The organism is Paeniglutamicibacter sp. MACA_103, assembly GCF_045798555.1.
Classification (GTDB): Bacteria; Actinomycetota; Actinomycetes; order Actinomycetales; family Micrococcaceae; genus Paeniglutamicibacter.
In genome coordinates, this window is sequence record NZ_JBIXLN010000010.1 from 98,290 (window position 1) to 120,382 (window position 22,093).

The window sequence follows — 22,093 nt, forward strand, 5'->3', positions numbered from 1 at the left end:
CCGGGGATGCGTGCGTGCATCCCCGGTGGCGTAGGGTGTGGGTTTCCCGCCCGTGGCGGCGGGTGGCTAAATCCGCTGGGGTGGCCGGCGCATGCCGCTGCCGGGCCGTGGTGGCGGAGCCGTGGAGGTGTAGCTGTGGCCGCTGGGGGTAGTGATTTTGAAGGAATGGCGGCCCCGTCCGGGCAGTGGTTCCTCGTGCCAGCCGGGCGCTTCCTTGGTCCGGTTGCATGTTCGACAGCGGCCAGAACCATTGATCTCGGTGGTTTTTCCATTGCGGCGAACCTGCAGGACGTGGTCGAGTTCCTCGATGCGGCCGTTGCAGTGAGGGGTGCGGCAGCGCTGGTCGCGAAGGGTGATGAAGCGCTTGAGATTTCCGGCGAAGCTGCGGGCCGCGGAGTCCATGGCGACCAGCTTGCCGGTGTCGGGGGTGGCGTAGAGGCGCCGGCACCAGGTGTCCAGTGGGTCCTCCGGGTCGCCGGCCACCAGTGACCGGGCCTTGGTGGCACTGATGTATCCGTGGCCCGGGATCAGCGCCGGTTCGTCGCCGTCGCCGGTGAGGCTCTCTGCGTCCATCATCAGCAGTAGCTCCACTGGTCGGGAACCGGTGGCCTTGGTGTCGGTGATCGCCTCGAAGACGGTGTCTGCCGCAACCTGGGCGTTGGTGCGCTCGTCCCCGGGCTCCCGGGGACGAGCGGTTTCGCGGCTGAGTACCTGCAGGATGGGAACGCCCTGGTCCAAGGGGAATTCGCCGACGATCCGCACGGTGTTTTCATTCACCTGGTATCCGCTGACATACCGCTTCTCGGTGGCGTCTTCTTCCTCTTGCTCGGCGGTTTCAGGTTCCAGAATAAGGGCCCAGTAGTTGACCATCTCACGTAGCGAAGCGGTCCCGGCTTCGAAGCAGGTGTGGGGGTCCTCCCACAACAGCTCGTCGATCATTCTCCGGTTTTCGATCTTGAGGTTCCGGGTGCCGCTAATGACCACGTGTGCCTGGTCCCAGGTCATGATGCCCTGGCGCAGGCCCTGACGGGAGCGCGGCAGATCTTTGGCGAGGATCCGGAAGTCGTTGGTTCGTTTGGCCCCGCTCCGCGGGGACAGATGCATCGCCAGGGCAACGTCCCCGCTGGAGCCCCAGGCGGGGTTCGTCTCCTTGACCCCTGCCCGCTGCCGATCGGCGACCAGGGAATCCTGGTAGGCGACACTGTGGTCGGCCTGCTTCGCCGTGGCGGCGCATTTCAAGGTTTCCAGTGCGCCGACGGCGGTCACCGCCTCATGGGTTCCTGTCAGTACCGGGGCTCCGTTCACCGCGGCGGCCAGGGACAGGATCCCGTCGGTTCCGGTGCGGGCCAAGTGTTCGGCAACCAAGGCGTCCATGTCAGCCCCGTCGGCCAGCAGCGCCTCGTAGCCTAGGTTCCTGCCGCCACCACCGCTGGTGACGGCGGAAGGGGTGCCGTTCGATGACGTCGTTGCCATACCTCTATTTTAGAACCGGTCACCTACAATTGGAAGATATTTTCATGAATATTAGAAAATATGTTCTAGTGAGGGTGGGGGCCGCCCACCCTTCCCGTCGAGTGCCTTCCCGCTCGGGCGCAGCCGGGAAAGATGCCGCCAAAACCCCGATCCCGGGAAACGGCGGCACATGCCGTTGTTCCTGCGGTGGGACCCCTAGGCCACGGAGCTGCCGAAGAGCAGGCCGAGGACGTAGGTGACCGCCGCGGCGCCCAGGCCGATGGCCAGCTGGCGCAGTCCGCGCTTGGCCGGGGAAGCGCCGGAAAGCAAGCCGACCACGCCGCCGGTGGCCAGCAGGGCGATGCCCACCAGCACCGCGGAGAGCAGGATCGCGGGGGTGCCGCCCATGCCGAAGATGAACGGCAGGATCGGGATGACAGCCCCGGAGGCAAAGAAGCAGAAGGACGCGGAAGCCGCACCCATGGCGGAACCGATTTCCTCGTGCTCCCGGGTATCGGCGGCAACCTTGAGCTCGGAGCGCAGGGACGTGGAGGGGTTGCAGTCGCAGGAGTAGATGCCCATGCGTTCGGCGGCCCGGTGCGCCGCGTCCTCGTCGCTCATGCCGCGGGCCTTGTAGACCAGTACCAGCTCGTTGGCATCCAGGTCGAGGTCCGGCGCCGCGGCCAGGGTCACCTCCGTGGGCTTGGAAGCCAGGAGCAGCTCGCGCTGGGAGCGCACCGAGACGTATTCGCCCGCGGCCATCGACAGGGCGCCGGCGAGCAGCCCGGCGATGCCGGAGAAGAGCACGAAGGTGGTTGCCACGCCGGTGGCGCCGATGCCCATGACCAGGGCCAGGTTGGAGACCAGGCCGTCGTTGGCGCCGAAGACCGCCGCGCGGAAGTTGCCCGAAAGCCGATTGCGGCCGCGGGTGGCCAGGCCGCGCACGACCTCCTCGTGGACGAGTTCGTCGGCGGCCATCTGGCGGCTGGCATCGGTGTCTGCGGCATAGGGGGAGTTGCCCTCGGCGCGCTGGGCCAGGGCCAGGACGAAGACCGAGCCGAAGTGCCGGGCCAGGAAGCGGAGCATGGTGCGCCGGATCGAGGGCCGGGTGCGCTTCTCGGCCTGCTCGCCCAGCAGCGAGCGCCAGTGTTCCTCGTGGCGGGTTTCTGCGGCTGCAAGTCCCAGCAGGACCGCGCGTTCCTCGCCCTGGCGCTTGTTGGCCAGCTCGCGGTAGACCGCGCCCTCGGCGATTTCGTCGGCCAGGTACTGGCGCCAGCGCTTGATCTGGGCGGGAGTGGGGGTTGGCGCTTGTTGCGTCATGCTCTCATCCTCATGTGGGCGTTCACGGCCCCGGGAGGCCATGAGGTGGGGAGGCCCAGCAGGAATACTTTGTGGGTACGTTGAGCCTCGGGCCACCAGGGTGGACCGAAGGTCTCGTTCGCCCAAGGCCGGGCTGGATTGCCCGTGGCCTCAGGTGGTTTGCCGGGTTACAACGCTGTAACCAGTATGTCGACGCACCGCTTTCCCGCCATTTCGGCGGGCCTGGGAACTACTCCCCTTCAACCCACGAGTGTAGCGCTCGGGAGGGCAAGTGAAAATTCGCTGAGACTAAAAATCCGGGCCTGGCCAGCCGGCTTTCCGGCCCGGGGAACACGCACCGACAGCTCCCCGGTGCGGGCGTCGAAGCGCGGCGAACCGACGGCGTTGGCCAGGGCCGCGGCCAGGGCCGGGGCATCGGCAACATGGTAGCTGTGCCAGGAACCCGCCAGTCGCAGTTCAACGACCGAGCGGTGGACATCGAGCAGGGGCAAAACGGAGATGGAAGATGCCATGGCGGGGGAGGCGGCCTTTCGTCAGCTCTTGCCGGGGCCAAGTGGTCCGCGGCCGCTTCTTCATCCGAACCACCCATGAACCTGGGGTTGGTGTGCGTCTTAGTCGGAGCTTGCCGACGCATCTCGTGAAGCTGGTGACAACTTTACCGCGATTCGGAGGCCCGCAGGATATTTGCCTGCAATTCCTTCCATGCCGAGTCGTCGTAGGGCGGCATGTTGGTGATGTCCCGGCGCAGCCCGGTGGAACCGTCGATGAGCTCCCGCAGGATGTCTGCATGCCCCGCGTGGCGTGCGGTCTCCACGTTCATGTGCAGCAGCAGGCGTCCGAGCGTGGTGTCGCGTTTCTCCGGCGCCCACCAGGGAACCGTTGCCGGGGCGTCCAGCGGGAGGGCCTCGATGTTGCGGTTGGCCGCGTCGATGGCCCGGCGGTAGAAGGCCAGGATCTCGGCGCACGGGACATCCGCGGGGACCCACATGTCGGCGCTGACTTCGGGATCGGCCATCAGTGCGTCGTAGCGTCCATCGTCGACCGTGAATCCGAGGCATCCCACGAAGTATCCGTACTCGACGGAGGCCAGGTGCTGGATCAGGCCCAGGATATTGGTTCCCGAGCCAACCATGGGGCGGGTCATTTCCCGCTCGCTGAGCCCTTCGACCTTCCAGAGCATTGCTTCGCGGGTGTTGTTCAGGTACGTGGCGAGGTGGTCCTTGAGATCGTCCATGGAGCCCAGCCTAGGAGCGCGGCGGCCCGGCTGGGAAGGGCGGCCGCAAAAACAGCGAAGCCCGTCCTCGCGGCGTGCGCGACGACGGGCTTCCTTGGTGCTGCGTTTCCGGGCGGGGAATCCGGCGCTAGTGCCCGCCGACTTCGGTGAGGTCGGCACCCTCGGTGTCGCCCTGCCCGGCGACCCGCGCGTTCCACCGGGTGATGACCGATGCATCGGTGGGCCGGGTGAGCAGGGAGACGACGACGAAGGTCAGCGCGGAAGCAATGAGCCCGTAGTAGATCGGCTCGTTGGCGTAGATGCCGTCGAAGCGCTGCTCGGCGCCGATCTCCAGGACGATCATGGTGCCCAGCGTGACGATGGATCCGGCAGCCATGGAGGCGGCCGCGCCCAGCCCGTTCCCTCGCTTCCAGATCAGCCCGCCGATGATGGCCACCAGCAGCCCGCCGACCAGGATGTCGTAGGCAATGGTCAGTGCCGCGACCACGTCGGAGACCATGATGGCCAGAACGATCGTGACCACTCCCAGCAACAGCACCCAGATGCGGTTGGCGCGCACGTCGTGCTCGGGGTTTTCGTTGCTGTTCACGTGCAGCTGCTTGCCGAACCAGCTGGCCACGAACGGGGTGACGTCGGTGCGGGCCACGGTGGCCGCGGCGATCAGGGCACCGGAGGCGGTGGACATCATGGCTGCGACCGCGGCTGCCAGCACCAGGCCGCCGACGGCGACGGGCAGCAGCTGCGTGGCGACCTCCGCGTAGACCACGTCCTTGTTGGTGTCGGCGCCGATGATGTCCGGCAGGGCGACCTTGGCGGCCATGCCGATGATGGCGCCGGCGGCGCCGTAGAGCACGCAGTAGATGCCGGCGGTGGTGCCGCCCCAGCGGGCCACCTTCGGGGTCTTGGCGGTGAAGACGCGCTGCCAGATGTCCTGGCCGATGAGCAGGCCCAGGGTGTAGACCACGAAGTAGGTGATGATGGACTGCACGCCGATGCCGGTGAAGCTGAAGAACTCGTCCCCGATGCGCTCGCGGATCCCATTCATGCCGCCGGCGGCGTTCAGGGCGAAGGGAAGCATCAGGAAGAAGATGCCCACGGTCTTGATGACAAACTGGACCTGGTCGGCCAGGGTGATGGACCACATGCCGCCGATGGTGGAGTAGATGACCACGATGACCCCGCCGATGGCGATGGCCATCCAGCGTTCCCAGCCGAAGAGGACCACGAAGATCGTCGCGTAGGCGCTGGTGGAGGTGGCGCAGAGCATCAGCGTGTAGGCGAGCATGACGATGCCCGAGGTGTTGGTCGCCGACTTGCTGCCGTAGCGCAGGGTGAGCATCTGCGAGACCGTGAAGATCTTCAGGCGCTGCAGCGTGGGGGCGAAGAGCAGCGAGAGCAGGATGACTCCGGCTCCGATCGCCACGACCAGCCACATCCCGGAGATGCCCCACTTGTAGCCCAGGCCAACGCCGCCCACGGTGGAGGCCCCGCCCAGGACCACCGCCGCCATGGTCCCGGTGTACAGGAACGGGCCCAGCCGCCGGCCGGCCACGAGGTAGTCGCTGCTGTTCTTGGTGCGCGATTTTCCCCACCAGCCGAAGATGAGCATGGCCGCCAGGTAGGCGGCGACAATCGTGCCATTGATGAATTCCATGAGGGTGCGCCTTATGTTGGGAACGGGACCGGAAGGCAACGCGGGGTGCCTGATAGTAAACTTTTGTTGTTCTACAGGCTAATGTGAGGTGTCGCACACGTCAATTGCGCCTAAGCTGGATGAACCCAATATTTCTTTGAGCCCCCATGGAGACCCGTGCCAATGAAAGCCCTGCCCGTCGAGCCCAGCAGTGCTTCCCTGGCCATTGGCTCGCGGATCCGGGCGGCGCGGCATGCCCAGCGCCTGACCATCGACCAGGTTGCCGAATCCACGGGGCTGACCAAGGGTTTTCTCTCCCGGGTGGAACGCGATCTGACGAGCCCGTCGGTGGCATCGCTGGTGACCCTGTGCCAGGTGCTCTCGATGGAGGTCGGCGAGCTCTTCACGCAGCCTGACACGCACGTGGTCAGGCTCGCCGACGCGCCGCGGATCTCGATGGGCGGCAAGGGCATCGTCGAGCAGTTGGTGACGGCGCGTTCGGAGCGCCGCCTGCAGGTGATTCGCGCGGTCATCGCCCCGCACGGGGAGGGCGAGAAGGAGCTCTACGCGGTGGATTGCGAAGTCGAGGTGCTCCACGTGCTTGCGGGGCGCTTCGTGTTGATTTTCGCGAACGAGCGCTTCGACCTCGAGGCGGGGGACACCGTGACCTTCCCCGGGCGCGAGCCGCACAGCTGGATGAACCCGACGGGCGAGGAAGCCGTCGTCACCTGGACGCTGGTCCCCGCCGCATCGCGCTAGGACCGGTTGCCCAACCCGCGGAAAAGACCTCCAGCAACCACTGCCCGCAGGCCGCTTGTTCGGGCACGGAGTGCGTTGAGATGGCCGCTGCGTCCCGCGGCGGCGCATAGCGCAGGGGGGAAGCAACGAAAATCCCGGTCAAAAGCAGGGCGAACACGGTCCCGATCGTGCAGAGCCGTGTCATGACCGCGGTCGTCCTCGCCTGAAGCCGGCGCCGCGCCCAGGCGAGCAGGCCGATCCCGGCCAGTCCGCCCGCGGTGTTGACGACAAGGTCGGTGGCATCCGAACTCCCAAGGGCCAGGACGTACTGGGTGAGCTCCAGCGCCGCGCTCGCCCCGGCGACCACGCCTGCGGCCTTCCACCACTGCCGTGACGGCGCGAGCAGGCCAAGGTAGAGACCGAAGGGCGCGAAGAGCAGGAAATTCGCGACGACTTCGAAAGGTGCGCTCGCACCGAACCCGGAACCGGGGGCGAACGGGACCAACTTGAGTTGGCGAAGCGCGCCGCCGCCGACGTGCGGGACCTCGAGCTTCCACAGCACGATCCAGGCGAGTAAGCCGAGATAGGCAACGAACAGCGCGACCAACAAGGCACGCCCGCCCCCTCGGGACGGATTCTTTTCCACGGCAGACCCACCAGGCTCCACGACAAACGACAGGGACCTTGCAATCCTAGGCCGTGTTGGCAAGCCCGCGGCGCGCTTTGCCTGGCGTGAGGGTCCGATGCCCTAGCCCACGTGCACCCAGGGACGCTTGCTGATCGCAGGTTCGGCCTCGCGCAGCACCTCGCGGGTCAGCGGGGCGATCTCGCCCTGGCCCAGGAAGATGAAGCGCAACAGGTTGCGCACCGGGTTCCCCTCGGTCCAGCGGAAGTAGATGTGCGGCATCACGCCCGTCTTGTCGCGGATTTCAAGGCAGATCGCGGCAATGGCGGTGGGGACGGAGGGCGCCTCGGCCTGCAGGATCTTGTACCCATGCCGGGTGGTCCCGGAAACCGAAATGTCCTGGGCGAAGTCCGAGAAGTCCGAGACCTTGATCTCGATGAAGACCACGGGCGCATCCTCGGGCAGGTGGCTGGCCATCCTGGCGTGGGCAAGCTTGTGCCGGTAGCGGGCCGCCGAGAGACGGACCGGCTCATGGGCGATGATCCGCACCATCGAATCCCGGCTGGAAGTCTCGATGATCCTTACGGCTTCCTCGTCCAATGTCACCGAGGTGGCCCGCAACTCCGTGGAACGGCGGAAACGCGAAACCAGGGAGACGACGATGATCCCGGCGATGAAAAACCCCGCAATCCGGATGCCGTCGGGGCGTTCGACGACATTGGCCCCGGTGGTGTAAATGAAGATGACCGAGGTGATGCCGAAGCCAATGGTCCGCCACCGCTGTCCCTGGCGCTTGGCGGAGATGGTCACCGCCACCGCGGCCGAAGCCATGAGGACCAGCACGCCTGTGGCGTATGCGGCGCCCTGGGCGTCGACGCTTGCCTCGAAGAGGATGGTGATGGCCACGGCGATGGCAATGAGCACCAGCACCAGCGGCCGGATGGCCCGGGCCCACTCCGGGGCCATGCCGAAGCGCGGCAGATACCGGGGGATGAGGTTGAGCATCCCCGCCAGGGCGGAGGCCCCGGCGAACCACAGGACTAGGATCGTGGACAGGTCGTAGATGCTGCCGAACCCATCGCCGAGCATCGAATGGGCCAGGAACGACAGGGCGCGGCCGTTGGCCTCGCCACCGGGCTGGAATTCCGGGGCGGGAATCAGCAGGGTGGTGACCACCGAGGAGAAGACCAGGAACACGCTCATGGTCAGTGCCGCGGTGAGCAGAAGTTTCCTGGCCCCGGCGACGCGTCCGCGCGGATTGGCCTCGGTGTCCCCGGCGCCATTTCGGATTTGGGGCATCACTGCCACCCCGGTTTCGAAGCCGGACAGGCCCAAGGCCAGCTTGGGGAAAACGATCAGGGCGATGGCAATCATCATCCAGGGATTTGAATGCGTGGCCGTCAGGTTCAGCCACCAGTGATCCACGGGGGCGGGGTTGTTCACCAGTGACGCCACCGCAACGGCAATGACGACGAGGTTGAGCAACAGGTAGGTGGCGACCAAGCCAACGGCCAGCCCAATGACTTCATGGAAGCCGCGCAGGAACAATGCCCCGAGCAACAGGATGAGGACCAGCGTAATGGTGACTTGTTGCCCATGGAACCAACTCGGGGCGAACGGGTTCTCAATGATGTGAGCCGTGGCGTCCGCCGAGGAGAGCGTAATGGTGATCATGAAGTCCGTGGCGGCGAAGCCCAGCAGCACCAGGACAAATAGCTTGCCCTTCCAGTGTGGCAGCAGGCGCTCGAGCATGGAGATCGACCCTTGGCCGTGCGGGGATTCATTGGCCACGCGGCGATAGACGGGAAGCGCAGCGCACAGGGTGACGGCCACGAGCAGTAGCGTGGCCAGCGGGGCCAATGCCCCGGCCGCCAGCGCGGCAATGGCGGGCTGGTAGCCGAGCGTTGAAAAGTAGTCGAGGCCCGAGAGGCACATGACCTGCCACCAGCGGTGCCCGGTCGGCTTGGCACCGGGGGTTTCGGCATGTTCGTGACCTGCGTCGGTGTCCTTCAGCCACCTCGAAAGGCGCGTTGGCTGGGGTTGGGATCGTGCGGGCGAAACAGGTCTGGGAAAGCCCGAAATTTTCTTCACGAGAGGGAACGCTACTCCTGCGTCAATGGGTCTGGATATAGCTGCTGACAAATAGTTTTGGTGATGTGCGCGACAGTTCCTACTTTGACATTTCCCCTGCGAAAAGCAACCATTTTGTAGCGGCATACGCAGGGAGGTCGTTCCCTGGGTTGCACCCGCCTGCTTAAGGACAATGCTTGTGAGTTCCCTGCCCGAAGATCCCGCCTCGGTTCCTTGGCGACCCAAGCGGCTCTGGGCACCTTGGTGGCTCGCGTTGATTCTGGGCTCGGCAGTCGGCGTCACGTTGACATTGCTTCGGGCCTCCAGGGCCTACGTGATTCCCGGGGCGATCGCCCTGGCCGTAATCATCATCGTGATCAGCGTCGCCACGATCCTGCGCCGGCAATTCCACCCGGAGGCCCTGGAGCCCCCGATGTCGCTGTCCTATTTATTGTGGATGGTGCTGTTGATATTTCTTGTGGGTCCTATCCAGGTGATGCTGCTGCCGACGAATCCACAGGAAATCATCGCGAAGGCTCTGGCTTTGTCCGTGGGAATCTCCGTCTGCATGTACGCGGCCGATCGCGCCTTGTTTGCCGGATTTTCGAGACGCAAGGGTCCCAGGCAAACTGCCTGACGTTTGCCTTTCCCGAATGGAAAGACGAGACTTTCCGTAACGGAAAGTGAGGGCTTGCGTGTCCGACGAAAAGTCCTGGCCCGCGGGGCTTGATCCACGCGAGGCGCTCGCCGAGGTCGACGGCGTCTCCGGGGCCATGGTGCACTCCACCGAGGCCCCTCGCGGCCTTATGCTTGCACTCGTGCTTGTCGTGTCGACCATCGTGGCACTGGTAAATGTCATTTCATGGCCCGCCCTTCTTGGCGTGGGTGCGCTCTTGGTGTCATTGGGCGTTTGGTACCTGCTCGTGATGCGCAAGCGGCCCAAGCCGCGCCCCATCCTGAGCCACTCGGGACCCTACGTGTTGAACGCGTTCTTGCTCATGCTCGTCATGCAGGCCGGCCGATTTTGGGTGCCGCGGTCGTGGTGGGAAGTTGCCGCCAAGTGGGTTGTCGTCTTTGCCGTTTGTTGGTACGCCATGTCCCGCATGCGGGCTGCCGCCATCAAGAGCCGACTCGAGGACGCCAATGAGCGCCCCGTCTAATCCGGCCGCGTTTGACGACCTGATCCACGCGCCCGTGCGCCTGCGCATCTGCGCTTCCCTGGCTCCGGTGCAGTGGGTCGAATTTGCCCAGCTGCGCGATGCGCTGGGGATTGCCGACTCGGTGTTGAGCAAGCACCTCAAGCAGCTGGTTGATGCGCACTATGCCCATATCGAGCGCTTCGCCAAGGGCGGGCGCAGCCATGTCAGGGTGGCGCTGACCTTAGGCGGGCGCAGGGCCTATGTCGGGCACGTGTCGGCGTTGCGGGCCATGCTCGACAGCGAGTTGTAACGGCGGGATGACCTTCGAGCCTTGACTGTAAGTCGCGCCACAAATAGCATACAGGGCAACGGTTGTTTCATATTGAGCAACAAGGCATGTTCGGCGCCCGGTGCTGCCGGAAACCCCTAAGGGAGAAGATCGTGGAAGAAATCCGCATTGAAGACAACGGAAACATCGGGCCCATCGATGCCTCCAAGATTCCACGTTTCGCCGGCCTGGGGACCTACGCCAGGCTCCCGCGCATCGACCAGGTCCCGGCCGCCGACATCAAGGTCGTGGGTGTCCCGTTCGATGCAGGCGTTTCCTACAGGCCAGGTGCCCGCTTCGGTTCCACGCACATCCGTGAATCCTCCCGGCTGCTGCGCCCCTACAACCCGGCACTGAAGGTCTCGCCCTTTGCCCAGGCCCAGGTGGTCGACGCCGGGGACATGGCGGTGAACCCGTTCAACATCAACGAGGCCATCGAGACCATCCAGCAAAACGCATTGGACCTGACCGCCGACGGCTCGACGCTGGTGACCCTGGGCGGGGACCATACCATCGCGCTGCCGCTGCTGCGCGCCGCAGCGGAACGCGCGGGGAACCCCGTGGCCATGCTGCACTTCGACGCGCACCTGGACACCTGGGACACCTACTTCGGTGCCGAGTACACCCACGGCACGCCCTTCCGCCGCGCGGTGGAGGAGGGCATCCTCGACACCGAGGCCATCTCCCACGTGGGCACCCGCGGTCCGCTCTACGGCAAGAAGGACCTGGAAGACGACAAGCGCTTCGGCTTCGGCATCGTGACCAGCTCGGACGTCTACTACCAGGGCGTCACCGAAATCGTGCACAAGCTGCGCGACCGGATCGGCAACCGCCCGCTCTACATCTCCGTGGACATCGACGTGCTGGACCCGGCCCACGCCCCGGGCACCGGAACGCCCGAGGCCGGCGGCATCACCAGCCGCGAACTGCTTGAGATCATCCGCGGACTGCGCGGCATGAACATCGTGGGCGCCGACATCGTCGAGGTCGCCCCCGCATACGACCACGCCGAAATGACCGGCGTTGCCGCTTCGCACGTCGCCTACGACCTGATCTCGCTGATCAGTGACAAGCGCGCCACCGACAAGGCCGCCAAGGCATGAGCCAGAACGACATCGACGAGGTGGGCACGCGCAACGGCGGGGACCTGGTCATCGAGACCCTCGAGGCACTGGGTGCCCACACGGTCTTCGGCATCCCCGGCCAGCACGCGCTGGGACTCTTCGACGCGCTCTCGCGCTCGAAGCTGCACTTCGTCTCCTCCCGCGTGGAAAACAACTCCGCCTTCGCCGCCGACGGCTATGCCCGGGCCACCGGGGAGGTCGGGGTGCTCTTCCTCTCCACCGGGCCCGGCGCGCTGACCTCCCTGGCCGGGCTGCAGGAGGCCTACGCCACGAGCGTGCCCATGGTGGTGGTCGCCAGCCAGATCCCGCTGGACGGGCTCGGCGCCCGGCGCAAGGGGATGCTGCACCAGCTCGATGACCAGAAGGCCTCCGCGGCCAACGTCACCAAGTCCCAGCGCACCGTGCACCACGCCTCCGGCATCCCCTCGGCCATCCAGGACGCCTGGGCCGATGCGATCACCGTGCCGCAGGGCCCGGTCTGGGTCGAGGTCCCGCAGGACGTGCTGCTGGCCCCGGTGCTGGTGCCGCCGGTCATCGACGCGCTGGCCGAGGCCTACGAGCACCCGCCCCGCGTGGAGCTCATCGACGAGGCGGTCCGCTGGCTCGCCAAGGCCAGCCGCCCGGTGATCGTGGCCGGGGGAGGGGTGCGCCGGGCAGGGGCGCAGGGCGCGCTGCTCGCGGTGGCCGAGACGCTGCGCGCCCCGGTTCTCTGCTCGCCCGGCGGCAACGGCGCCTTCGGCTGGAACCACCCGCTGTCCCTGCAGTCCTGGGTCGAGGACCGCCACGTCACCGAGGTCCTGGAGGACGCGGACGTGCTGATCGTGGTGGGTTCGGCCCTCGGCGAGGTCACCAGCAACTACTTCACCCTGGAGCCGCGCGGGCACCTGATCCAGATCGACGCCGAGCCGCGCGTGCTCGAATCCAACCGTCCCGCCCTGGGCATCCGGGCCGACGCCAAGGCGGCGCTGGAATACCTGGGCGAGGCGCTGGGCAAGCTCGAGGGCGGGACCGCCGCCGACTGGCACGGGCAGAGCCCCGAAGCGGTCGTGGCCGAGACCCTGGCCAAGGTCGCGGCGAGGCTCGATGCCCAGGACCTGGCCAAGGAACGCACATTCATGGCGGACATCCGTCAAGCTGTGCCCGATGACATGCAGACCTTCTGGGACATGACCATCTCCGCCTACTGGGGCTGGAGCTGCTGGGATGCCAAGAGCGGCGAATTCCACTCCGCGCAGGGCGCCGGCGGCCTGGGCTTCGGCTTCCCCTCCGCCATCGGCGGGGCGCTGGGGCTGCAGGTCGCGGGCAAGACGCCGGCGCAGGCGCGCGTACTGGCGGTCTCGGGAGATGGCTCGGCCATGTACTCGATTGCCGAGCTGGCAACCGCCAGGCAGCACAATGCGCCGGTCACCTGGCTGATCGTCGATGACGGCGGCTACGGGATCCTGCGCGAATACATGGTCGGGACCTTCGGCAAGGCCACCGCCACCGAGCTGGTGCGCCCCGACTTCGTGGCGCTGGCGCAGTCCTTCGGGGTTCCGGCCCGCTTGGTCGAGCCGGAAAACGTGCGCGAGGCACTCGAAGAGTCCTTCGCCGCCGAGGGCCCCAACGTCGTGGTGGTGCAGACGCTGCTGAAGATGTTCGCGCCGACCCACCTGGGCTAGCTGCCACACCTCCATGCGGCGGCGCGGGCCCCCGGACCGATGCATGAGTCGGTCCGGGGGCCCGCACTTTTTCGCCTAGGGCAGGGTTCCGACATAGGCCGTCAGGGCGTCGCGCACGAAGGACGCGCCCTCGACTCCGCCGTAGTTCGCGGCGAACCTCTCGTCCGCCACATACATCTCCGCCAGTCCCAGGACGTAGGCCTTGGTGTCGGCCCGCGGGTCCGACGCCGGGGTCCCCGGAATGCCAGTCAGCCATTCGACATGGCGCCGGGCCAAGTCCTGGGCCCGAGGGGAATCCGGGGTGGTTCCGGCGTCCCTGGCCGCGGCGATCCAGGCGCTGCCCAACTCCTTGGCCATCAGCTTCCAGGATTCCTGCCCATCCTTGCCCAGGGAGCGCCACCAGGCGTCGGAACGGGCGTAGGGATCCTTGCCCCAGCGCTGTTCCACTTCTTGCTGGTGCACCGTGTGGTCAAATCCGTCAAACATGTCCTCTGCCATGAGCTTCCCTCTTCCTTGCAGTGAATCGATGGTGTGTTGCACCGCAGTGATCTGCCGTGCCAAACGATCCTGTTCGAGCCGCAGCATGGCCAAATGCGTCGTCAAGGCCGAGGCCTCGTCCGCTTCGGCCTTGATGACCTCGGAGATCTGCGGAAGGCCGAGTCCCAGCTCGCGTAGCAACAGGACGCGCTGCAGCCGGATCAGTGACGCCTCGTCGTAGTACCGGTACCCGTTGTGCCCGATGCGGCTGGGCGGCAGCAGCCCGATGTCGTCGTAGTGGCGCAGCGTGCGGCTGGTGGTGCCGGCAAGCTTGGCGACCTGTTGTATCGACCGTTCCATGAAATCAACGGTAATTCTTGACGCGACGTCAATGTCAAGGGGGTGCGGACGCAGGGTTCGAGGGCCACCCGCCACAGGTGCCGCTTCAGCTTGCATGTGGGAGATCCAGGCAACGAGAGAGCAACGTCCCGGCTATCAGGTCCTCTCATGTTGGGCCCGGGAATCGGTTCCCCCGCGTTGAAGGCTGGAATCCCAATGGGGCGCCCGTGCTCACCGGTGAATCGCCTTGCGCGCGTTACCGTGCCGCTTCCGGATCCTCTGGCGCCTTGTCCCGGCGTTCACGAATCAGATCCTTGTTTCGCACCAACCGCAAGACGGTGACAAGGAGCAGTCCTCCGAGAATGTTGAACAGCAACGAATAGCCAAACCAGCCCAGCCAATCCAGATAGTCCAGCGGGACCCCGGCCTGGATCGCGCCAAAAATAAACAGCGAATCAAGGACCGAATGGAACAACTGCAGCCCCACAAGCAGGAACCCGTCGGCCACGGCCACCGCCATCTTTGCCACGTCCGAGTCGGTTCCGAGCTGCATGCGCGTCATCAGCGTGATGGTGCTCCCGGCAAGTATGGCCAAACAGACCGACTGCAAGGTGAATCCAGCTTCCACAAAGTGCAGGGCAGAAGCCTCCAGCTCGGGCGTCCACTGTGGAAAAGCCTGCACCACGATCCACATGAACACCCACCCGCCAACGAGGTTCATCACCAATGTTCCGCCCCAGAGCTTGAAAAGCTGGCTCACGCTGGCTTCCTTGGCTGCCACCGCGGTGATCGGCACCAGGAAACCCTCGGTGAACAACTCGCTCTTGGCCAACAGCAAGGCGACCATTCCGATGCCGAAGGCCAGCCCCGCCAGCAGGTGGTTGTGCGTTTCGTGCATGACCGCCAAATAGGCCATGACACCGACGCCGACTTCCAGCCCGCCGAAGGTCCCGGTCACCAGAACCGTGGTCCAGTTCCTGGCCAGGCGCTGGGCCCCCTCCTCGACAATGCGGTCGAAGGCCTCCTCAATCTCCTCCTCCACCGGGGCGTCGTTGTCGCCAAGCTGTCGCCGACGTGCATCATCCGTCATCGTTTCCAACTTCCCGCTGCGTCGCGACATTGAGGTTTTGGACGGGCCCTGGAGTGCTGGACCTTGGTGATCAAAGGATGGCATCGCATGAAGGATCCGTCCATACTTGCCCGCTGAGTTGGCATTCGGCATCACCCCCCCCAGTCGGATGGGAGTCGCCTCGTTGTAGTACCGGTGCCGGTGGTGGCCAGGCGGCGCAGCATGCGGCTGGTGGTGCCCCGGGACGATGGCACCCGTGCGACCAGTCCTCATTCGACACGGCCTGAGAGCCTCCAACACCGGGGAGCCGGGCGCGAGCCTCACCGACCTCGGCCACGGGCAGGCACGGCAGCGGCAGGAACAAACCCCGGGCGAATGGGGGCCGGAGCCTGCAGCGAAGGCGTTTGGAGAAGCGGCCATGTAGCTGCTGGACGAACACAAAAGCTTCGGGCCGGCGAGAACCCCGGAAGGTTCCCGCCGGCCCGAAGCCGGAAAAAATTATCGTTCGCGCCGGTTGCTAGCGCAGCACCACGGTGCGGTTGGAGTAGAGGAACACGCGTCCCTCACAGTGCCACTTCACCGCGTTGGACAGGGCCTTGCATTCGGTGTCGCGCCCGGCGGCCACCAGGTCCGCGGGGGAGTAGGTGTGGTCGACGTCCTGGACCTGCTGGGAGATGATCGGGCCCTCGTCGAGCTCTGCGTTGACGTAGTGGGCGGTGGCGCCCACGGTCTTGACCCCGCGGTCCCAGGCCTGGTGGTAGGGCTTGGCGCCCTTGAAGGACGGCAGGAACGAGTGGTGGATGTTGATGGTCATTCCGGTGAGCTTGCGGCTGAGCTCGTCGCTGAGCACCTGCATGTAGCGGGCCAGCACCACCAGTTCCACGTCGAACTCGTCAATGAGCTCGAGCAGGCGCGCCTCCGCGGCCGGCTTGGTGTCCGGGGTGACCGGCACGTGGAAGAAGGGGATGTTGTGCCACTCGGCCAGCGATTGGTGGTCGGTGTGGTTGGAGACCACCGCAACCACGTCGATGGGCAGCTCGCCCAACCGTGCGCGGTGCAGCAGGTCGTTGAGGCAGTGGTCGAACTTGGAGACCATGATCAACACGCGCTTCTTGGTGCCCTTGGGCGCCAGCGTCCAGTCGATCCCGTATTCGTCGGCCAGGGCCGCGAAGTCGGTGCGCATGGACTCGGTCAGTCCCGGGGCGTCGGGTCCGGCGAAATCGACGCGCATGAAGAACTGCCCGGCGCGGCGGTCCCCGAAATGCTTGAGCTCGACGATGTCGCGGCCCTGGGCAAGCAGGAACCCGGTCACCGCATGGACGATGCCCGGGCGCTCCGGGCAGGCGACGGTGAGGATGTGTTCGACTTCAGTTTGTGTTTCCACTTTCGGCACTCCGATGCATGCGCGGCCGCCGGGGCCGCGCGAAGGGTGGTCTGTTGATTGCTGCTGGTATTCCGCTCGTTATCTTAGGTGCCGCTCGCCCGTAACCCCGCATCCTTCGCGGCGGTGTTGCGTCCACGGCCGCGGGCGGGCGGCCCCACCCACGGCGAGGGGAGGGGGCGCCCGCCCAAGGGGCGGCTTGCCGGAAAGGCGGGCGCCTAGTCGATGGGGGCGGAAGCGAATTCCGCCATGGCATCGAGCAGCCAGCGCGCCGTGTAGTCGGCGAAGGACGCACGCGGCAGCACCCGGAAGGTGTCCTCGGCGCTCTTCCACAGCACCACCGGGACCGGGCCGAGCACCGTGGTGATCGCGGTGCCCGTGGCGAAGCTGCGCGGGTGCAGGTCCGCCGGGCAGCCCTTCTCCAACACTTCCCGGGCGCTGGGGCCCGAGAGCTCGATGACGGTGCGGTTGGCCGAGAGGTCGACCACCTGCCCCGGGGCCTGTCCCAGCGCCTGGACCAGGTCGGCGAACAGCTCGGTGCCCTCCTGGGCCACGGCCAGGAACTCGTCCGGACCGCTCCAGATCACCGCGGTGCCCTCCGGGTTCCCGGCGACCTGGCCCACCGAGGCGGGCAGGCCCACGCCGGTTGCCGCGGACAGCGCCGCGTGCGCCTCGGTCCCCGGCTCGGCGCGCAGGCCGATCTGGGTGGTGAACGCGATCTCGCGCAGCTTCACGCCGCGTTCGCCTTGCACCGAGCCCTGCTCGAGTGCGGATGCCAGGTGCGCCAGCGGACTGGTGCGCAACACGGAAATATCAGTCAAAACCTGCTCAGCCATCTCGACGGCTCCCTTCGGAATCAAAAAGTACGGTTTCGCCCACAACGACGTCGACAAGCTTGCCATCGACGTACGCCTGCAGTTCCTCGCCGATGCGGTTTCGGCCGTTGGAAATCAGCGCCATCGCAAAGCTGCGACCCAGCGCCGGGGAGTGGTAGCTGGAGGTGACGAAGCCCTGCATCTTCACCGGAGCAATCTCCGGGGTGATACTGGTTCCGGCGTTCACCAGCTGGGTGCCCTCGGGCAGGCGGAACGACTTGTCCGCCGGCAGCACGGTGACCAGCTGCTTGCGGTCCTCGCGCTGGTTGTCTTTGCGGTCGAAGGAACGCTTGCCCACGAAGTCCTTGACCTTGGAGACGACCCATTCCATCGAGGCGTCCTGCGGGGTCACGGTGCCGTCGGTGTCCTGCCCGACGATGATGAAGCCCTTCTCCGCACGCAGCACGTGCATGGTCTCGGTGCCGTAGGGGGTGATGTTGAATTCCTCCCCGGCCGCCGCCACGTCCTCCCAGACCTTCAGCCCGTACCAGGACGGCACGTTGATCTCGTAGGCGAGCTCGCCGGAGAAGGAGATGCGGCAGACACGCGCCTGGATCCCGGAGGCCAGCACGGTCTCCTTGAAGGCCATGAACGGGAAGGACTCGTTCTCCAGGTCCAGCTCGGGGGCGAGCTTGGCCAGCACTGCGCGGGACTTGGGCCCCACGACCGCGACTGTCGATACCTGCTCGGTGACCGAGGTGCACTTGACGTCCAGCTCCGGCCATTCGGTCTGCAGCCATTCCTCCAGCCAGTCCAGCACGCCGGCGGCCCCGCCGGTGGTGGTGGTCATGAAGAAGCGGTCCTCGTCCAGGCGCAGCGTCACCCCGTCGTCGAAGATCATGCCGTCGGCCTTGCACATCAACCCGTAGCGGGCCAGCCCGGGCTTGAGCTTCTTGAACGCGTTGGTGTAGATGCGGTTCAGGAATTCGCCGGCGTCCTTGCCGCGGATCTCGATCTTGCCCAGCGTGGACGCGTCCATGAAGCCCACCGAGTCGCGCACGGCCTTGGACTCGCGGTACACCGCGGTGTCCATGTCCTCGCCTTCCAGCGGGTAGTACCAGGGGCGCTTCCACTGTCCGACGTCCTCGAAGAGCGCGCCGCGCTCCACATGCCACGGGTGGATGGAAGTCAGGCGGGCCGGATCGAAGAGCTCCCCGCGCTCGCGCCCGGCCAGGGCCGCGAAGGCCACCGGGGTGTAGGGGGCGCGGAACGCGGTGGTGCCGATGCCCGCCACGTCGTTGGTGCCCAGGGCCGAGGCGATCACGCCGATGGCGTTGACCCCGGAGGTCTTGCCCTGGTCGTTGGCCGTGGAGATCGAGGTGTAGCGCTTCACGTGCTCCACCGAACGCATGCCCGCACCGGTGGAACGCAAGACGTCCGCCACGGTCTGGTCGCGCTGGAAGTCCACGAAGTGGTTCTTGTAGTCTGCCGCGTCGCCCGCCAGCGATGGCACCAGCCACAGGGCGCGGGAAGCTCCGGGGGTCTCCACCGGTGCGCTGGGCACCGTGGCGGTGGTGCTGAAGCCCGCGGCGGTCGCCGCGTCGGCGCCGGCGCGCGCGCCCTCGGCCAGCGCGGAGGCCAGCTCGAGGCGCCCGTTCATGGCCCCTGCCGTCTGCTGGTCGGCCACCGGGTGCGCCGGGACGAACGCGGAGAGCGCCTCGTTCCAGCCCAGGCGGCGTTCGCGCTGGGAGTGCAGGTGCACCACGGGGTTCCAGCCGCCGGAGACCGCCAACACGTCTGCGTCGATGGTCTCGGTGTCCCCGGTCAGCGCCCCGGCGGCGTCGATGCCGCTGATGGTGACAGCGGCCAGGGAGCCGTCGGCGCCTGCCGCGGTGTCGGCGACCACGGAGCCGAGGACGACCCGCACTCCGCGGGCCGAGACCTCGGTGGCGCGGATCGACGGCTCCTCGCGGGCGTCGATGACCGCGGCGACGGTGGTCCCGGAGGCCAACAGGTCCTCGACCAGCGCGTAGGCCGAGTCGTTGGTGGTGGCCACGACCACTTCGTTGCCCACCTGCACGCCGTAGCGGTTGAGGTAGGAGCGGGCCGCGGCGGCCAGCATGATGCCCGGGCGGTCGTTGTTTTCGAAGACCAGCGGGCGCTCGTGCGCGCCGGTGGCCAGCACGACCTGCTTGGCACGGATGTGCCAGATGCGCTCGCGGGAGACCCCGGCGCCCAGCTCGCCGGTGAGGTGGTCGGTGCGGCGCTGGACGGCCACGAAGTAGTTGGCGTCGTAGCTGCCGAACGCGGTGCTGCGCGAGAGGTGGGTGAACTCCTCGGCTTCCGCCAGCGCTGCGCGGGTCTCGGCGATCCACTCGGCGGCGCTCTTGCCGTCGATGGTTTCGGTGGAGGCCGAAAGCAGCGAGCCGCCGGCCTCGGGCTGCTCGTCGATGAGGATGACGCGGGCGCCGGACTTGGCCGCCTCGCGGGCCGCCGCCAGTCCGGCGGGGCCGGCGCCGACGATGAGCACGTCGGTGTGCACGTGCTTGCGGTCGTAGATGGCCTCATCGGTGCGCGGGTCCAGCTGGCCCAGGCCCTGCAGCAGGGTCACGTCCATGCCGTCGGTGAGTTCCACGGTGGTGGCCGGGAGCATCGATTCGTTCACGTGGCCGGCCCAGCGGGCGCCGACCTTGATCAGCGCGTTGGATTCCTCGACGCCGGCGGAGACGATGCCGCGCGGGCGCTTGAGGTAGAGCGAGTCGCCGCAGGCCCGGATGCCGGCGCCGAGCATGGCCGAGGCCACGGTGTCCCCGGCGAAGCCGGAGAAGGGCTTGCCGTCAACGGTGAAGGAGAGTTCGCGGGTGCGGTCGATGCGGGCCGAAGCCGTTGCTTCCGCGCCGAGTCGGTGCGAAGAGGTGGTGCTCACTTGGTTCCTCCCTGTGCCGGGGCGTTGGTGGTCTTGAGGGGCTGGGGCTCGCCGGGCTTGTAGACGGCCTTGAATTCATAGGTCACGGTGTCGCGCACCGCGTTGAACCAGCGGCGGCAGCCGGCGGAGTGGACCCAGCGTTCGGCGAAGAGCCCCTTGGGGTTCTGCCGGTAGAACAGGTACTTGGCCCATTCGTTGTCGTTCAGGGCCGAGGGGTCCTCGGGGTAGGCCACGTGGGCCTCGCCGCCGTAGCCGTATTCGGTCTCGTTTCGGGGCCCACACCAGGGGCATTCGATGAGCATCATTTTGTGTGGATCCCTTTCTAGTGGGCCACGGCTGCGGCGCCGTGTTCGTCGATGAGGTGGCCGGTCTCGAAGCGCTCGATGGAGAAGCCGGCGTTCAGCTCGTGCGCCTCGTCGTTGGCGATGGTGTGGGCGAAGGTGTAGCCGGCGCCCGGGGTGCCCTTGAAGCCGCCGGTTCCCCAGCCGCAGTTCACGTAGAGCTGGTCGATCGGGGTCTTGGAGACGATCGGGGAGGCGTCCATGGTGGTGTCCACGATGCCGCCCCAGGTGCGCAAGACATGCGCCCGGGCGAAGATCGGGAAGAGCTCGACGGCGGCTGCCATCTGCTCCTCGATCACGTGGAAGGCGCCGCGCTGGCCGTAGCCGTTGTAGCTGTCGATGCCCGCGCCCATGACCAGTTCGCCCTTGTGGGCCTGGGAGACGTAGACGTGCACGTGGTTGGACATGACGACCGTCGGGTGGACCGGTTCGTGCAGCTCGGAGACCAGTGCCTGCAGCGGGTGGGACTGGATCGGCAGGTCGAAGCCGGCCTGCTCGGCGAGCACCGAGGAGTGCCCGGCGCCGCAGAGCGCGACCTTGCCGGCGTTGATGGTGCCGCGGGAGGTCTTGACCCCGGTGACCCGGTTGCCGTCCTTGATGAAGCCGGTGACTTCGCAGTTCTGGATGATGTCCACGCCCATCTCGTCGCACTTGCGGGCGAAGGCCCAGGCGACGTGGTCGTGCTTGGCGATGCCCGCACGCGGCTGGTAGGTGGCGCCCATGACCGGGTAGCGGATGTCGTCCCCGATGTTGATGATCGGGCACAGCTCCTTGACCTGCTCGGGGGTGATCCACTCGGCGTCCACGCCGTTGAGCTGGTTGGCCCCGACCCGGCGCATCGATTCGCGCACATCTCCCAGGGTGTGGGCCAGGTTCATGACCCCGCGCTGGGAGAAGAGGAAGTCGTATTCCAGTTCCTCGGGCAGCTGCTCCCAGAGCTTCAGGGAGTGCTCGTAGATGCCCGCGGATTCGTCCCAGAGGTAGTTGGAGCGAATGATGGTGGTGTTGCGGGCCATGTTGCCGCCGGCCAGCCAGCCGCGTTCCAGCACGGCGATGTTGGTCATGCCGTGGTTCTTGGCCAGGTAGTAGGCGGTGGCCAGGCCGTGCCCGCCGCCGCCGACGATGACTGCGTCGTAGGAGGACTTGGGTTCCGGGTTGCGCCAGAGGAATTCGGGGTGCTCGGGGAGGATGTCGGCCATGTTCTTATGCTCCAATCGGGGCGAGGTTCGGGTAGAGCGGGTGTGCGTTGGCCAGGGCGTGGACGCGGTCCTTCAGGGCCGCGAGCGTCGCCTCGTTGTTTTCCTGGGTTCCGGCGATGAGGGTCTCGGCGATGATGTCCGCGACCTCCACGAACGCCGCCTCGGAGAAGCCGCGGGTGGCCAGCGCCGGGGTGCCGATGCGCAGCCCGGAGGTGACCATCG

At 66.7% G+C, this 22,093-nt stretch carries 20 protein-coding genes, 1 pseudogene and 1 riboswitch; of the genes and pseudogenes, 6 read left to right on the top strand and 15 right to left on the bottom strand.

Going from position 1 to position 22,093, the window contains the following annotated elements:
- Positions 1–66 precede the first annotated feature (66 nt).
- The 5 genes from ACIPVK_RS06925 to ACIPVK_RS06945 form a co-directional block, all read right to left on the bottom strand.
- Positions 67–1,473: a DUF222 domain-containing protein gene (locus ACIPVK_RS06925; RefSeq protein WP_407611226.1), complete on the bottom strand. Its 1,407-nt coding sequence runs from the start codon at positions 1,471–1,473 to the stop codon at positions 67–69.
- A 195-nt stretch (positions 1,474–1,668) separates the two neighbouring features.
- Complete coding sequence (locus ACIPVK_RS06930; protein ID WP_407611227.1) at positions 1,669–2,772, bottom strand: VIT1/CCC1 transporter family protein; 1,104 nt, start codon at positions 2,770–2,772, stop codon at positions 1,669–1,671.
- A gap of 239 nt (positions 2,773–3,011) precedes the next feature.
- Positions 3,012–3,284 carry a hypothetical protein gene (locus ACIPVK_RS06935; protein WP_407611228.1) on the bottom strand — a complete coding sequence of 91 codons (273 nt, stop codon included), beginning with the start codon at positions 3,282–3,284 and terminating at the stop codon, positions 3,012–3,014.
- A gap of 19 nt (positions 3,285–3,303) precedes the next feature.
- Positions 3,304–3,415: riboswitch (SAM riboswitch) on the bottom strand.
- Between the two features lie 12 nt (positions 3,416–3,427).
- The gene (locus ACIPVK_RS06940) at positions 3,428–4,006 is read right to left on the bottom strand and encodes a DinB family protein (protein WP_407611229.1); all 579 of its coding nucleotides are present in this window, start codon (positions 4,004–4,006) and stop codon (positions 3,428–3,430) included.
- A gap of 127 nt (positions 4,007–4,133) precedes the next feature.
- Entirely contained in the window at positions 4,134–5,660 is a 1,527-nt protein-coding gene (locus ACIPVK_RS06945) for a sodium:solute symporter (protein WP_407611230.1), read from the bottom strand.
- A gap of 162 nt (positions 5,661–5,822) precedes the next feature.
- Here ACIPVK_RS06945 and ACIPVK_RS06950 point away from each other — a divergent pair, with 162 nt between their 5' ends.
- Positions 5,823–6,398: a cupin domain-containing protein gene (locus ACIPVK_RS06950; RefSeq protein ID WP_407611231.1), complete on the top strand. Its 576-nt coding sequence runs from the start codon at positions 5,823–5,825 to the stop codon at positions 6,396–6,398.
- Here ACIPVK_RS06950 and ACIPVK_RS06955 read toward each other — a convergent pair.
- A complete protein-coding gene (locus ACIPVK_RS06955; RefSeq protein WP_407611232.1) occupies positions 6,364–7,023 on the bottom strand; it encodes a VanZ family protein in 660 nt (219 codons plus the stop codon). The two genes, ACIPVK_RS06950 and ACIPVK_RS06955, sit on opposite strands and share 35 nt — an antisense overlap.
- A 102-nt stretch (positions 7,024–7,125) precedes the next feature.
- Complete coding sequence (locus ACIPVK_RS06960) at positions 7,126–8,937, bottom strand: amino acid transporter (RefSeq protein WP_407611245.1); 1,812 nt, start codon at positions 8,935–8,937, stop codon at positions 7,126–7,128.
- Between the two features lie 334 nt (positions 8,938–9,271).
- On the opposite strand from ACIPVK_RS06960, the gene ACIPVK_RS06965 reads away from it, so the two are divergent.
- From ACIPVK_RS06965 to ACIPVK_RS06985, 5 genes are all read left to right on the top strand, one after another.
- Positions 9,272–9,709 (top strand): hypothetical protein, encoded by a 438-nt coding sequence (locus ACIPVK_RS06965; protein ID WP_407611233.1) that lies wholly within the window; start codon positions 9,272–9,274, stop codon positions 9,707–9,709.
- A gap of 58 nt (positions 9,710–9,767) precedes the next feature.
- The gene (locus ACIPVK_RS06970; protein WP_407611234.1) at positions 9,768–10,232 is read left to right on the top strand and encodes a hypothetical protein; all 465 of its coding nucleotides are present in this window, start codon (positions 9,768–9,770) and stop codon (positions 10,230–10,232) included.
- Positions 10,216–10,521 (top strand): transcriptional regulator, encoded by a 306-nt coding sequence (locus tag ACIPVK_RS06975; RefSeq protein WP_407611235.1) that lies wholly within the window; start codon positions 10,216–10,218, stop codon positions 10,519–10,521. The genes ACIPVK_RS06970 and ACIPVK_RS06975 overlap by 17 nt, the downstream gene beginning before the upstream one ends.
- Positions 10,522–10,652: 131 nt before the next feature.
- Positions 10,653–11,642, top strand: coding sequence for an agmatinase (gene speB / locus ACIPVK_RS06980; RefSeq protein WP_407611236.1), 990 nt, complete (start codon positions 10,653–10,655; stop codon positions 11,640–11,642).
- Positions 11,639–13,324: a thiamine pyrophosphate-binding protein gene (locus ACIPVK_RS06985; RefSeq protein WP_407611237.1), complete on the top strand. Its 1,686-nt coding sequence runs from the start codon at positions 11,639–11,641 to the stop codon at positions 13,322–13,324. The genes speB and ACIPVK_RS06985 overlap by 4 nt, the downstream gene beginning before the upstream one ends.
- 75 nt (positions 13,325–13,399) lie before the next feature.
- On the opposite strand, the gene ACIPVK_RS06990 is transcribed toward ACIPVK_RS06985, so the two are convergent.
- From ACIPVK_RS06990 to ACIPVK_RS07025, 8 genes and pseudogenes are all read right to left on the bottom strand, one after another.
- Positions 13,400–14,161, bottom strand: a complete 762-nt coding sequence (locus ACIPVK_RS06990; RefSeq protein WP_407611238.1) for a MerR family transcriptional regulator — start codon at positions 14,159–14,161, stop codon at positions 13,400–13,402.
- Between the two features lie 235 nt (positions 14,162–14,396).
- Positions 14,397–15,230 (bottom strand): formate/nitrite transporter family protein, encoded by an 834-nt coding sequence (locus tag ACIPVK_RS06995; protein WP_407611239.1) that lies wholly within the window; start codon positions 15,228–15,230, stop codon positions 14,397–14,399.
- A gap of 496 nt (positions 15,231–15,726) precedes the next feature.
- Positions 15,727–16,593, bottom strand: a complete 867-nt coding sequence (purU, locus tag ACIPVK_RS07000; protein ID WP_407611240.1) for a formyltetrahydrofolate deformylase — start codon at positions 16,591–16,593, stop codon at positions 15,727–15,729.
- Positions 16,594–16,808: 215 nt separating this feature from the next.
- The gene (locus tag ACIPVK_RS07005) at positions 16,809–17,426 is read right to left on the bottom strand and encodes a sarcosine oxidase subunit gamma (RefSeq protein WP_407611241.1); all 618 of its coding nucleotides are present in this window, start codon (positions 17,424–17,426) and stop codon (positions 16,809–16,811) included.
- Positions 17,419–20,331 carry a sarcosine oxidase subunit alpha family protein gene (locus ACIPVK_RS07010; protein WP_407611242.1) on the bottom strand — a complete coding sequence of 971 codons (2,913 nt, stop codon included), beginning with the start codon at positions 20,329–20,331 and terminating at the stop codon, positions 17,419–17,421. The genes ACIPVK_RS07005 and ACIPVK_RS07010 overlap by 8 nt, the downstream gene beginning before the upstream one ends.
- Complete coding sequence (locus ACIPVK_RS07015; RefSeq protein WP_407611243.1) at positions 20,328–20,636, bottom strand: sarcosine oxidase subunit delta; 309 nt, start codon at positions 20,634–20,636, stop codon at positions 20,328–20,330. The genes ACIPVK_RS07010 and ACIPVK_RS07015 overlap by 4 nt, the downstream gene beginning before the upstream one ends.
- Before the next feature lie 17 nt (positions 20,637–20,653).
- On the bottom strand, positions 20,654–21,871 hold the full coding sequence (locus ACIPVK_RS07020) for a sarcosine oxidase subunit beta family protein (protein ID WP_217388402.1): 1,218 nt from the start codon (positions 21,869–21,871) through the stop codon (positions 20,654–20,656).
- A gap of 4 nt (positions 21,872–21,875) precedes the next feature.
- Positions 21,876–22,093 (bottom strand): annotated as a pseudogene (locus tag ACIPVK_RS07025) (serine hydroxymethyltransferase); the annotation flags it as partial.